The sequence below is a fragment of the Thermaerobacillus caldiproteolyticus genome (genome assembly GCF_013761245.1).
Classification (GTDB): domain Bacteria; phylum Bacillota; class Bacilli; order Bacillales; family Anoxybacillaceae; genus Thermaerobacillus; species Thermaerobacillus caldiproteolyticus.
Window position 1 is genome coordinate 171877 of the sequence record NZ_JACDUT010000001.1, and the last position, 13073, is coordinate 184949.

General features: G+C 41.1%; 11 protein-coding genes and 3 pseudogenes. 4 read left to right on the forward strand and 10 right to left on the reverse strand.

The window, feature by feature from the left end; all coding sequences use genetic code 11:
• Positions 1-20: 20 nt before the first annotated feature.
• Positions 21-449 (reverse strand): transcriptional regulator MntR, encoded by a 429-nt coding sequence (mntR, locus tag HNR31_RS00910; RefSeq protein ID WP_181554371.1) that lies wholly within the window; start codon positions 447-449, stop codon positions 21-23.
• Positions 450-541: 92 nt separating this feature from the next.
• Complete coding sequence (gene splB, locus HNR31_RS00915; protein ID WP_181554372.1) at positions 542-1567, reverse strand: spore photoproduct lyase; 1026 nt, start codon at positions 1565-1567, stop codon at positions 542-544.
• 256 nt (positions 1568-1823) lie between these two features.
• Here splB and HNR31_RS00920 point away from each other — a divergent pair, with 256 nt between their 5' ends.
• Genes HNR31_RS00920 through HNR31_RS00930 form a run of 3 tightly spaced genes read left to right on the forward strand, consistent with a single transcriptional unit; the run spans position 1824 to position 5334 of the window.
• Positions 1824-3596, forward strand: a complete 1773-nt coding sequence (locus HNR31_RS00920; protein WP_181554851.1) for an ABC transporter ATP-binding protein — start codon at positions 1824-1826, stop codon at positions 3594-3596.
• Positions 3597-3601: 5 nt separating this feature from the next.
• Positions 3602-4279: a response regulator transcription factor gene (locus tag HNR31_RS00925; protein ID WP_181554373.1), complete on the forward strand. Its 678-nt coding sequence runs from the start codon at positions 3602-3604 to the stop codon at positions 4277-4279.
• On the forward strand, positions 4276-5334 hold the full coding sequence (locus HNR31_RS00930; protein WP_181554374.1) for a sensor histidine kinase: 1059 nt from the start codon (positions 4276-4278) through the stop codon (positions 5332-5334). Before HNR31_RS00925 ends, HNR31_RS00930 begins: the two co-directional genes overlap by 4 nt.
• Before the next feature lie 187 nt (positions 5335-5521).
• On the opposite strand, the gene HNR31_RS00935 is transcribed toward HNR31_RS00930, so the two are convergent.
• The 8 genes and pseudogenes from HNR31_RS00935 to HNR31_RS00965 form a co-directional block, all read right to left on the reverse strand.
• The gene (locus tag HNR31_RS00935; protein WP_181554375.1) at positions 5522-6757 is read right to left on the reverse strand and encodes an MFS transporter; all 1236 of its coding nucleotides are present in this window, start codon (positions 6755-6757) and stop codon (positions 5522-5524) included.
• A gap of 261 nt (positions 6758-7018) precedes the next feature.
• Positions 7019-7255, reverse strand: coding sequence for a YunG family protein (locus HNR31_RS19430; protein ID WP_458296328.1), 237 nt, complete (start codon positions 7253-7255; stop codon positions 7019-7021).
• A 345-nt stretch (positions 7256-7600) separates the two neighbouring features.
• Positions 7601-8734 (reverse strand): annotated as a pseudogene (locus tag HNR31_RS00940) (vitamin B12-dependent ribonucleotide reductase); the annotation flags it as partial.
• 175 nt (positions 8735-8909) lie between these two features.
• Positions 8910-9059: a helix-turn-helix domain-containing protein gene (locus HNR31_RS19220; protein WP_181554376.1), complete on the reverse strand. Its 150-nt coding sequence runs from the start codon at positions 9057-9059 to the stop codon at positions 8910-8912.
• On the reverse strand, positions 9056-9181 hold the full coding sequence (locus tag HNR31_RS19225) for a GIY-YIG nuclease family protein (protein ID WP_181554377.1): 126 nt from the start codon (positions 9179-9181) through the stop codon (positions 9056-9058). Before HNR31_RS19225 ends, HNR31_RS19220 begins: the two co-directional genes overlap by 4 nt.
• Before the next feature lie 138 nt (positions 9182-9319).
• Positions 9320-9973: pseudogene (locus HNR31_RS00955) on the reverse strand (vitamin B12-dependent ribonucleotide reductase); the annotation flags it as partial.
• A 354-nt stretch (positions 9974-10327) separates the two neighbouring features.
• Positions 10328-11113, reverse strand: a pseudogene (locus tag HNR31_RS00960) (ribonucleotide reductase N-terminal alpha domain-containing protein); the annotation flags it as partial.
• 307 nt (positions 11114-11420) lie between these two features.
• Positions 11421-12257 carry a lipoate--protein ligase family protein gene (locus HNR31_RS00965; RefSeq protein WP_181554379.1) on the reverse strand — a complete coding sequence of 279 codons (837 nt, stop codon included), beginning with the start codon at positions 12255-12257 and terminating at the stop codon, positions 11421-11423.
• Positions 12258-12543: 286 nt separating this feature from the next.
• Between HNR31_RS00965 and HNR31_RS00970 the strand changes: the two genes are divergently transcribed.
• Positions 12544-12915 (forward strand): rhodanese-like domain-containing protein, encoded by a 372-nt coding sequence (locus HNR31_RS00970; RefSeq protein WP_181554380.1) that lies wholly within the window; start codon positions 12544-12546, stop codon positions 12913-12915.
• The last annotated feature ends 158 nt before the right edge of the window (positions 12916-13073 follow it).

Sequence of the window (13073 nt, forward strand, 5' to 3'; positions counted from 1 at the left end):
TAAAAAAGAGTAAGAACCTCTTACTCTTCACTTTGCTCATTTTGTTTTTGAATGTTACGAAGCGCTTGAATACGTTCAGGGTTTTCTTGAAAATATTGCACTAAATCCCCGATGCGATCAATTGCATTCCAGCTTAAATGATGTTCAATTCCTTCTACATCCTGATAAATATTTTCCTCATCAACACCAATGATGCGCATAAATTGCTCAAGCAATTCATGACGATAAACAAGTCGCTTGCCGATTTTCTTTCCCTTCGCCGTTAAAACGAGACCACGATATTTCTCATATACTAAATACTCATCTTTATCCAATTTTTGCACCATCTTTGTAACAGAGGAGGGATGAACGGACAATGCCTCAGCAATATCCGATACTCTGGCATAACCTTTTTCTTCAATTAAGATGTAAATTTGCTCAATATAGTCCTCCATACTTGGTGTCGGCATAACGTCCCCTCCCATATAACCAATACTTATCCAAAAATAGCAATCAGTATTATTATACCATGCTGCATTGAAATGACAAGACAAAGAGTGAATTACGTAAAATATTGCACTTCTGCCCCTGGAAAAAATTGTGCAATATAATGACGCATGGTTATTTCGAGCCGCATGGCATCGTCATCCGGGTAAACGTATTTACCGATTCCGTATCTTCCCCATTTATATTTCCGCTTGTTTTCATCTAAATCGAGCTTCGTTTTTGGATAACGCTTTTGAATGACCGCCTTCGCTGGTTTCGTAAATCGGTGTTGAATCAGTTCAAACGTGACGGTCGACAAATCGATGCCTTTCAATTGGTGTGCGAGATGTTGAAACAATTCGAAATACCCTTCTTCCCACCCGTCATGCATATAAATCGGTGCGACAATAAATCCAAGCGGATAGCCGGCATTAGCCACTTTTCTTGCCGCTTGCAGCCGTGCTTCAAACGATGATGTTCCCGGTTCAAAGTTTTTAATGACATACCGGGAATTGACGCTGAAGCGAAACCGAGTTTTCCCATTATGTTTCGCATCTAACAGATGGTCGACATGCTCATATTTGGTCACAAAGCGAAGCCTTCCATACTCGGTTTCCCCAATAAATTCGATCGTTTTTTTCAACGAATGCGTCAAATGGTCGATACCGACAATATCAGATGTACATGCCGCTTCAAAGCGCGTAATCTCAGGAGCGCGCTCGCTTATATATTTTTGTGCTTGGGCAAAAATATCGTCCAAATTGACATAGACGCGAATGTACGGTTTACTGCCAAGCGTCGTCTGTAAATAACAATAATGGCAATGACCCATGCATCCTGTCGCAAGCGGAATCGCATATTCAGCCGATGGTTTCGATGTATCAAATTTGAGAGTTCGTCTGACACCGACCACAAGCGTTGATTTCGCGTTCCGATATTTTTGCCACTCATTCTCTCCTGGAATGCCGCGCACTTGATTATGCGACGTCGTTTCGCGAATTTCAATATTCATGTTTTCAAATTTCTCTTTCAGCTCCTTTCCGAGCGGATAATGAAGCGCTTCTGGTTCAAAATAAACAAGCTGTGGAATAAACGGTTTCATCACTTCACCTCATTTTCGTTCATGCTTATGGTTTAGTATGAACGAAAAGCCCCAAAATATCGTGACAGATACTCTTCCCTAAATCATTGTAATCTCCCTCTGCATCCCCTACAGACGCACTTTCCCTCACGAATCGTAGCTGGAATTCAATGTGTGATAGAGCATACTTTTATTCGTTCATATTCCATTCACAAAAATTATGTAAGATAATATGCAGAGAAGTTCATTGCATCAGAAAGGAAGTGATGATGAAGAGATGGAAAAACAACTACAGGACAAAGCCGATTTTCGGTCTTTTATTCAGTTGATCAAAACAACTCAACCGTCAAAGGCAGTAATGATCACAGCTATTTTCTTAAGTTTGACGTCCACAATTGTTAGCTTAATTATTCCGATGTTTACCAAAAAATTAGTGGACGGTTTTACATTAGCTACTTTAAACAAAATGACCATCGCACTATTAATTGGAGTTTTTATTGCCCGCATGATTTTCAGCGGCTTCTCGATTTACTTAATCAATTATACAGGGGAAAAAATCGTTTCAGGATTAAGGGAGCAGCTTTGGAAAAAACTACTGGTATTGTCAATCCCTTATTACGATCGTCATCGTACTGGCGAAACAGTCAGCCGGGTAACAAACGATACAGCAGTTGTAAAAAGCTTAATTACAGAGCATGTAGCAAATTTCTTCAATGGAGTCATTTCGATTATCGGGGCGATTATTTTACTGTTATACTTAGATTGGAAAATGACACTTATTATGTTTATTTTAATTCCGTTAACAGTGGGAATTTTGCTGCCGTTAGGAAGACAGATGTTTAAAATCTCTAAAAAATTACAGGATGAAACAGCAGGATTTAGCGCTTTGGTAACACAAGTATTGTCAGAAATTCGGCTCGTAAAATCATCGAATGCAGAACCGATCGAATATGAAAAAGGAAAAAAAGGAATCACGAGCTTATTTCTCTACGGATTGAAAGAAGCGAAAGTTCAAGCGATGATTATGCCGCTGATGATGTTCGTCTTGATGGCTCTACTTGTGATCCTTCTTGGTTTTGGCGGATATCGTGTTTCAACAGGAACGATGACCGCGGGTGATTTGGTTGCTTATATTTTATATCTCTTTCAAATGGTCATGCCGCTTACCGCGTTTAGCACATTTTTTACGCAGCTGCAAAAAGCGATGGGAGCAACCCAGCGGATTGTGACCACACTTAGCGAGCCTGAAGAAGACTATCAGTCGGGAAAAGAAGTGAAAAACGTGAACCAGCCTATTCATGTGAAGAATTTGAGCTTTGCTTATGAAAATGGGGAAACAGTCTTGAAAAACTTAAACTTTACAATCCATCCCGGAAAGCTTACTGCACTTGTAGGCCCAAGTGGCGCCGGAAAAACTACCTTCTTTTCCCTCTTGGAACGATATTATGAACCGACAGATGGCACGATTACATTAGGGGATGAGCCGCTCCATGCGTTTTCCTTATCCTCATGGCGCCGGCAAATCGGCTACGTGTCCCAGGAAAGCCCGCTTATTGCCGGCACCATCCGTGAGAACATCTGCTACGGATTAGAACGAGAAGTCAGCGAACAAGAATTAAAACAAGCTGCGGATATGGCGTACGCCTCTCCTTTTATTGAAGAATTACCATTAAAATACGATACAGAGGTGGGCGAAAGAGGGATAAAGCTTTCAGGCGGACAACGTCAGCGAATTGCGATTGCGCGGGCTTTATTAAGGAACCCGAGCATTTTGCTGCTCGATGAAGCTACTTCCAATCTGGACAGCCAGTCAGAAATGGCCGTTCAGAAAGCTTTGCAAAATCTAATGAAAGGGCGGACTACGTTAGTAATTGCCCATCGACTATCGACAGTTGTGAACGCCGATCAAATTCTCTTTATGGAAAAAGGAGAAATAACCGGAATCGGCACTCATGAAGAACTGTTCTCCACCCACGCTTTATATCGGAAATTCGCAAATCAGCAATTAATGGTCAGCGAAGAGAAATTCGAAAATGTAGCAAAAGGATGAGAAAAATGGCAAAAATATTGATTGTTGATGATGATGATCATATTCGTGAATTATTAGCGGTACTATTGAAGAAAGAGGGTTTTGAAATCTATGAAGCCGCTGATGGCGCACAAGCCCTCTCTTTGTTTGAAACTGTGAAAGTTGATATGGTTATTCTCGACATTATGATGCCTACTATGGATGGCTGGGAGTTGTGCCGAGAACTGAGACAGTTTGCCGATATCCCTATCCTGATGTTAACCGCAAAAGGTGAAACATCCCAAAAAGTGAAAGGGTTTGAACTTGGAGCTGATGACTATCTGGTCAAGCCGTTTGAGCCGATTGAACTGATTGTCAGAGTGAAAGCTTTACTGAAGCGTTACCGAATAGCAGCTTCACAGACCGTACAAGCAGGAAACTTGAATCTTGATCGTAAAACATACACGATTACCTTCCACGATTCCATTTTGACGATCCCGAAAAAAGAGTTTGAGCTTTTATTTAAGCTGGCAAGCTATCCGGGAAGAACATTATCAAGAGAACAATTAATCGAAGATATTTGGGGATACGATTATGAAGGGGACGAGCGGACAGTCGATGTCCATATTAAACGTTTGCGCGAACGTTTTTCTGACCCCGAGTACGGTTTTAAAATTAATACCGTGCGCGGGCTGGGCTACCGCTTAGAGGTGCAAAAAAAATGAAGAAGTTCACGATCCTACGTGCTATTATATTCAGATTTTCCGCCGCTCTCATTTCTTTAGTCCTTTGCTGGACGGCGGCGTTTTTCATCACCAACTTTTTGTATGCCCAGCTCGGCTATCAACCTTCTGATTATCTTCGGGAACTCGTAAACTTTATACTAGGTCTTTCCATCCTAGGAACAGCGATACGTCTCATTGCGAAGATTGCGCGATGGAGGGAAAAGCAGTTCGAATTTTTCCATTCCATTACAGAGACAATCGAACAAATTACCAACGGGAATTTCAATGTGAGCTTATCCGTACCCGACGAGTCACCTCATTTCTTTCGTGAACTCATCGAAAGTATTAACCGAATGGCTAACGAATTGAATGAAATGGAACAAATGCGCCAGGAATTTGTATCAAATGTATCGCATGAAATTCAATCACCGCTTACTTCGATTATCGGTTTTACTCACGCCTTAAAGAATGAAGAGCTTGACCAAGAGCAGCGGCTTCATTATCTCAATATTATTGAAGCGGAAAGCAAGCGACTATCAAAATTAAGCGATAACCTTTTAAAACTCACTTCTCTTGAATCAAATCATCATCCTTACGAACCAAAAAAGTATCGTCTTGATCAGCAACTGAAAAACATCGTATTAGCCTGCGAACCGCAATGGCTTGAAAAAGAGATGGAGATCGATATTTCGCTTGACAAAACGGAGATTACAGCAGACAAAGACTTGCTCGATCAAGTATGGATGAATCTGCTTCATAACAGCATCAAATTCACGCCCAAAGGCGGATCGATTTCCATCCGGCTTGAGAAAAACGATCAGATCGTAAAAGTGGTGATTTCCGACACAGGCATCGGGATGTCAGAAGAGGAAAAAATGCATATTTTTGAGCGTTTTTATAAAGCGGATCGATCGCGAAACCGCTCAGGTGGCGGAAGCGGCTTAGGCCTTTCAATTGTGAAAAAAATCGTCTCCATGCATCACGGGGAAATTGAAGTGGAATCCGCAAAAGGAAAAGGAACAACCATGATCGTTTCCTTGCCGCTCGGAGAATAATCAAGAAGGAGGATAATTTCCTCCTCCTCTCCCCTCTTCTTCCACATAGAGAGCGATGATTGCTCAGAAAGCGCCAATACATGATAACCACTCTGAGCAGATACAAATTTCGATATAAAAAAACGAATGAAAATCATTGTTTTCATAGTTACAAAAACTTTTCCATCCATTTTTGAACGATATCTGCTTACAAGGATTGATTAATATTTTTCAAATAATCCTCTTTCGAAAATTTCAATAAATTCACTCCAGCTAACGCGATTAGTACAGCCAGTATAAACCATGGCCAATGATAATCATGCTGAAAATCAACGATAACACCAAATAAAAAAGGTGCAAATACAATCGCGATTTGATTCAAAGTCAATCCAATGCTGACCGTATAGGCAATTTGATTTTCTGAGGCATTTTCAGAAATATAAACAATGTATAAACTGTACCATCCCATGCCGAAGAATCCTAATAAGATGCTTACAATAATCATTAACCATTGTGGAGTATTCTCGTTCAATCCTAAGAGAAAAAAGATAGAAACCACTGTAAGGCAAATACACATAATCAAAGGACGAATTCGATTTCCTTTATACATGTTATCGCTAATCCAAGCAATAACAATTCTTCCGATCATTCCTGATAGTTGAACTAAAGATAAATACATCCCGGCATGAGTGAATGACATGCCAATCTGATTCATAAGAAACGCCATAAAATGAGCAACTAAAATGAACTGAAGAGAAACAAGCGATATTCCCGCTAAAAAGACAGAGGATAACTTTTTATCTTTGATGATTTCATGCCAGCGAACACGCTGTTCTTTGTCTTTCACATGATCTGAGCCTTGTATATCTCGATATAATAAAAGAAACAACAGACCGCTAATAATCGACAAACTAACTGGAAATAAAATAGCTACACTTACATGATACTTGGTAGCTAGCCAAGGAATAATAGCAGAGCCTAATGCCCCTCCAAAAGGAATTCCCACCTGCCTAATTCCCATCGCGATTCCTCGCTCTTGCGCTGTAAACCAGTGAGTAATAAGTTTACTTCCTCCCGGTTGTGACGCGCCGTACCAAATCCCTACAATGATTAAAAGTAAGAATAAAATGTCGAAATTCTTTGCTACTAAGGAACCTCCCATCGTCATTCCAAGCAACACCGCACAAATTCCTAATATCCAGCGCTCCCCGCTTCGATCAATCATTTTTCCAAGAAACATCATCGATAAAATTGGACCGATATTAACCGCTGAAACTAAAGCAGATGCTTGAGTTTCCGAAAAACCGTACACTTCCTTCCAATAGGTAGACAATGGCCCAATTCCTTGCGTGATAAGGGACGCCGCTGCTTGAATCCATGTGGCTAAAAACAACACAAACCAGCGGTAATGACTTCTGTTTTTTTCTAACTGTAACTCTTTCAATTGTTCCAACCTCCAAATACAAAAGAATTGTGCCAGCACAATCCTTTTATCATATTTATTCTATTTTTAACTAAATAGAGACGTTAACCCAGAATCCCCATATAGTCACGAAAGCTTTTCAGGATCTCCTTCACAATCTTGTGTTTACCGCATTCACGGTCATGAAACATGTTCTTTTATCGGGCTTGAAGTCCTTTACTACTCCGATACGTTTAACTCATTCACCTTAACTAGTTAGCTCCATGATCATCCATTTTATTATTAGTAAAATGTTTGAATACGTGTATTGCCATATTGGATTGATTGTGAAAACTGAGATTCTATCAAATCATAGCACTCGCCATTTATTCGATTGTAAAAATGCCAATCTTCAGACATACGTATTTTCAATATTTCCACTAAGGCGACTACCCTACATTGCCCTTTCGCAGGGGGGCTGTGTCCATTTTGAACTTGACTTAATTGACTAAACTTTAAACAATATCTGCTCAATATCATTCAAAACCATCCCCTCTTTCGTAAAATGAAATCCAATCATTCTCTTTTATATAGTAGTACTAAGCGCTTACCAATTGATAAAACAACACAATCGCACTTGATTCTTTTGTTTTAAAGAAATCTGCATTCAGCAAAAAAGGTTTCGCCACATCAGAAAAAATTCCTTCTATAGATAGCCTTTAAGCCATTAAAAATTCTCGCAGAAAACTATCTAAATGAAGGAACTAATTTCTCAGAATATTTAATGTTATTCAACTAACAATAAAAAAGGAGCTGTCTCATAAGCCATGAGATAGCTCCTTTTCCGAGTAAATAATCCTTTGACTCTTTCGGAATTATGTTAAACTACAGTCCACACTTCAACTGCGCACCGCAGCTTGTGCATGTGTTGCAGCCGCCGATTTCTTCAACCGTACCCTCACGGCAAACCGGACAAATGTTGCCGACTTCAGAGCCGATCGTGACATCTGTTGCCCGCAAATCTTGAATCGTATCAACCAACACAACAGCACGTTTTGTTTCTTGTCCTTTTTCTTCTGGAATTAATTCAAGTTGTTCTTCAAACGTGTTTTCTTCCGCTTTCAACGTTAATACCTGCGCATCGCGGCTGCCGTCTACATAAACCGTACCGCCTTTTGCGCCGCCTCTCCATAGGCGCTCGTACACTTTTTGGACTTGTTCGACTGTATAGCCTCTTGGCGCGTTAACGGTTTTGGAAAGACTTGAATCAACCCAGCGTTGAATGATGCATTGCACATCGGCATGCGCTTCCGGCGATAAATCCATTGCTGTCACGAACCAATGCGGTAAGTTGTTCGGATCCGCTTCTGGATGTTTGTCCAAATATTCTTGAACAATATCCGCTTTTACTTCGATAAACTTGCCAAGACGGCCGCTGCGGTAGTAAGAGAATGAGAAATAAGGCTCTAATCCTGTTGAAACGCCGACCATCGTACCAGTGCTACCCGTCGGAGCCACAGTCAGCAAGTGTGAGTTGCGAATGCCATATTTTAAAATGTCTTGACGAATATCTTCCGGCATCTTTTTCATATAGCCAGTGTTAATAAATGCTTGTCGCAATTTTTGCGTTTCTTCTTCCGTTTCACCAACGAGGAACGGGAAGCTGCCTTTTTCTTTCGCCAGCTCAATCGACGCGCGGTACGCGGTTGTCGCAATCGTTTTAAACACTTCATCGACAAGTTGGTTGCCTTCTTCAGACCCATACTCTTTTTCGCAATAAATCAATAAGTCCGCCAATCCCATGACACCTAAACCGATGCGGCGTTCACCGAGCGCTTGCTTTTTGTTCTCCTCAAGGAAATAAGGGGTTGCGTCAATCACGTTATCTTGCATTCTCACGCCGATTTCCACGGTGCGTTTTAGCTTTTCGTAGTCGACGACTTTCTTTTCTTTGTCGACCATATTCGCTAAATTCACCGCTGCCAAGTTGCACACGGAATACGGCGCGAGTGGTTGTTCCAGTTCTGTTACCCTATCGGCTTTTTATCCGATAGTTCTAACGGTTCATTTCCCGTTAGTTCAGCATACGTTTTCATTAGACATATCGTCTAATGCTGCGGCCTCGTGGGCACTTAAAAGCTCTTAGATAGTCAGCTTTTAAGTGGTCAGATTTTTTCTGACAGCATTATATTCTTCAACAATAACCCCTGTATCTTCTTATACCTCTTTCACTTCTATTCAGCATTGCAGCTATTTCTTTTGTTGACAGTCCATCCCGATACAGTTGTGCAATCTTCAATTTTTCCTCTTCAGTAATAACAGGTTTATGTTCGCTGCTTTTCATTGGTTGTATTTGATTCCTATTGAGTAGTGTTGTTTAAGTCTATCTTCTGTTTTTTGGATAGTCTGGCCAACATAACATTTTCCATTTATCACATTTCTAATTACATAAATTGAACCTGTCATAACTTTATGAAGAGGTTATTGTTGAAGGTTCAGCTCCTATGCGTTGCCCCTGACTGAGTTTTTAGGCTCAGCCTTCGGTTCAGGTTCCCATCTCAGGGTTCCTGCTTCATTCCGCAGTTTTTAACGTGAGGCAAATCATTCACCACACGGATTTGTCGCAACCACCTTTTGTCCGTACGCTCTTGCGTTCGTCATGTCGTTGGCGTTATCGATAAAGAAAATGCCTGGTTCAGCTGAATATGTTGCGCAAATGTTAATGAGCTTCCAAAGCTCTCTTGCACGAATTTTACGGTAGACGCGCACACGATAGCCCATTTTTTCCCATTCGCGAACATCGCCGACTTCATGCCATTTCTCGTTATAAATGCGCATTTCTTCTTCCGAGTACGTCTCTACATCCGGGAAGCGCAGTTCGTACTCTTTATCCTCTTCAACGGCTTGCATAAACTCTTTCGTTAAGCAAACGGAAATGTTGGCACCTGTTAAAAAGTCCGGGTTATGTACGCTGTATGTGCCGCCTGCACGCAATTTTTCTTCGGCTTCTTTAATAATTTGTTCGCTGAATCCGCCATAACCCGGTATGTTTTTATAGTTGACAATTCCTTGGTACATCGCACGTTCCTGCTCAGTCAGTGGCGTAAACTTTAATTTATCTTGTGCCGCTTTTTTAATTCCCTCATCTTCCATATTTTCAATTAAATAACGCAAAATGCGCGGATTTTGCATTTTGGAAACGATGAACTCAATAATGTCCGGATGCCAATCAGCAAGCATAATCATTTGTGCGCCACGCAATTTGTTACTCACTCCGTACAAGTGGGCTAGGTCATTTCTGCCTAGCTCTCTAGCTTTCACTAGAGATCGGACTATATCATCAAAGAGAATAAATCTCTTTGTCTCGTGCCCTAAACGAGCGTTACCGCACGTTTAGTCTACTCCTTCCTTAACTGATGTCTTAGGAAGTTTCGATAGTCTCTGAACCTTCATCTCCGTTTCCAGAGATGCTTGGCTGCTGATCGCCCATTGTTACATCCAACTTGTTTTTACACCGTCACGCTTGCCGTTGCCAGCTACGTTGTGGTCAAGTTGGCTTTAGGGTATCCCAGCAATTCACGAGATTTTACTCCCGCCGTTTGGCGCTAATTAACGGGAGCCACCTTGCTCAACAAGATGGGTAAGCTTGGCAATGTCATCGAGCCATGAGACGGATCCGGACGATTTGCCGTTAACACCGCGCGCTAATGTGTTGCGTGGACGTAATGTCGAACCGTTTGTACCGACGCCACCACCGCGGCTCATAATTTCCATTACTTGTTTGCGATGTTCGGAAATTCCCTCGCGCGAGTCTTTGACAAACGGCATCACATAACAATTAAAATACGTCACTTCCGTACCTGATCCGGCACCGTAAAGCACGCGCCCCGCCGGAACAAAATTCAAATTGACAAGTTCTTGATAAAATTTTTCAAACCATTCTTTTCGTTTTTCTTCTGTTTTTTCGACAGCGGAAAGACCTGTCGCATTCCGTTTCGCGATTTGTTCATAAAAAATTTCAAGCGGCTTATCAATCGTATCGAGTGAGCGGACGACAATGCCTGTTTCTGCTTCTTCTCCTTCTAATACATTCCGATACTCTTCTTCAACGAGCACTTGTGCCTTTTTACTTTCCCAATCAATATCGACAATAAAGCCGAGTCCGCGGGCTGGAAATTTCGGATCCTCTTTTACGGTGAGCACAACAAAGTCGCCGACACTTAGCGTCAACTTTTCTGTGTCTTTAAAGGAATAGCGGTCTAACATCACTAAACGGGAAACGCCTTTATGGGTGATATGCATATCCTCAGTAATCGGATGTACTTGTGGAAAAAGGCGAATATCCTCATTCAGTTTTTCAATATTAATACTCATTTTTTCCGAAGACACCACCGTCATTTTCCAATCTCTCCTCTTCTTTCTAATTCTACATCATATTTCTGCCTGCATATTCTGTCTAGTTTAAGTTACCATATCGTCCTAAAAGAAATCAACAAAAAAACAATATATAGTATGATTTTTTTAATAATACATACTATATATTGTGTTTTAGGTCAATTATTTATCATTTTGTCAAATCAAAAAAACAATAGAAAATGGCGAAAAAAGGAGGGAATCGCCAAAATTCCATCCTTTTTGCCGACAAATGAAACATTTTCAAGGTTGCCGAAAGAGGAGAAAAATGAATGCCGCTTCATACCGCACTTTATCGTCTAAAATTCCATTCGTCGCTTTCATATTTTTTTCTAGCGAGCTCGTTGACGTACTCTATTTCTTCTTCCGATAACACATATGGCTCCAAAATGATGTCAAGCCCCTGCTCGAAGCCTTTATAAAACGCTTCTTTGGCTTCTTCGATCGTTACTTTTCGATCCGTTAATTCATTGATTGCGACTGCTTTATGTTTAAAATTGCGCTGCAGACGCTCTTTCACACGTTCATTTGGATATTTAAACAGACTAAACAATAGCTCCTCATCTAGGTCAAGCAAAATCGAACCGTGCTGTAAAATGACGCCCTTTTGTCTTGTTTGCGCACTTCCCGCCACTTTTCTTCCTTCGACAACAAGCTCGTACCAAGATGGAGCATCAAAGCAAACAGCGGAACGCGGATTTTTCAAGTCCGCTTTTTCTTGTTCTGTTTTCGGAACAGCAAAATAGGCGTCCAATCCTAGCAGGCGAAATCCTTCTAAAATACCTTGGGAGATAACGCGATAGGCTTCTGTCACCGTTTTCGGCATGTCAGGATGTTCCTCGGAAACGATGACGCTGTACGTTAATTCTTTGTCGTGAAGAACGCCACGTCCGCCTGTCGGTCTTCTGACAAAACCAAGTCCATGTTTTTTAACCGCATCCATATCAATCTCTTTTTCGACTTTTTGAAAATATCCAATCGACAATGTCGGCGGATTCCAACCGTAAAACCGAATCGTCGGCGGAATTTTTCCTTCGCTATGCCAATCAAGCAGCGCTTCATCAAGCGCCATATTAAACGCTGGAGAACAATAACCAGAGTCAATAAATCGCCATCTTTCTTTTTCCATCTTTCAACCCTTCTTTATCTTTGAATTCGCGCTTACTAGTTTAACAAACAAAACGAATCATGGAAAGAAAAACGCTATCGGGGGTGAATGACAAACAAAAATAAAGAAAGAGGATTCTCTTCTTGCTAATAGTAATAAGCTATTACTCTTAAGAAAGAAGGCTCCTCTATGATGAAAGATACTACGTTTCCAAGGAATTTAAAAGAGCTATGGAAAATGCTTTGCTTCTCAAAGATAACGCTTATATAATAGAAGTTGTCGAATGAAGAAAAAGGGGGCTACACTCGTGACAGTACTACTCATTGTCCTCGGTGCGATTATTGTCTATTCCGTCGTGACATATCTCATGCAGCGAAAAATGGTGAAAGCGCTGACGGAAGAGGAGTTTCGTGCTGGTTATCGCAAAGCGCAACTAATCGATGTTCGCGAGCCGGATGAATATGCAGCTGGCCATATTTTAGGAGCACGTAATATTCCACTTACGCAATTGCGTCTGCGTATGAAAGAATTACGAAAAGATCAACCGATTTATTTATACTGTCAAAGCGGACTGCGCAGTGGCCGTGCCGCCCAAATACTTTACCGAAAAGGATATCGCGACCTTTACCATTTAAAAGGCGGCTTTAAACAATGGACAGGGAAAGTGAAGAAAAAATAGAGATTCACCGGGTTATGGTGGATCTCTTATTTTTTAGTTTGTCTTCACAACACATAAGTTTTTATACTGTTCGGTTTATCGACTGTAAAGCTCGCCATATTCCTCGATAATATTTACAAAAAACGATTCACCCACAATGGGATGAATCGCTTTTTCTA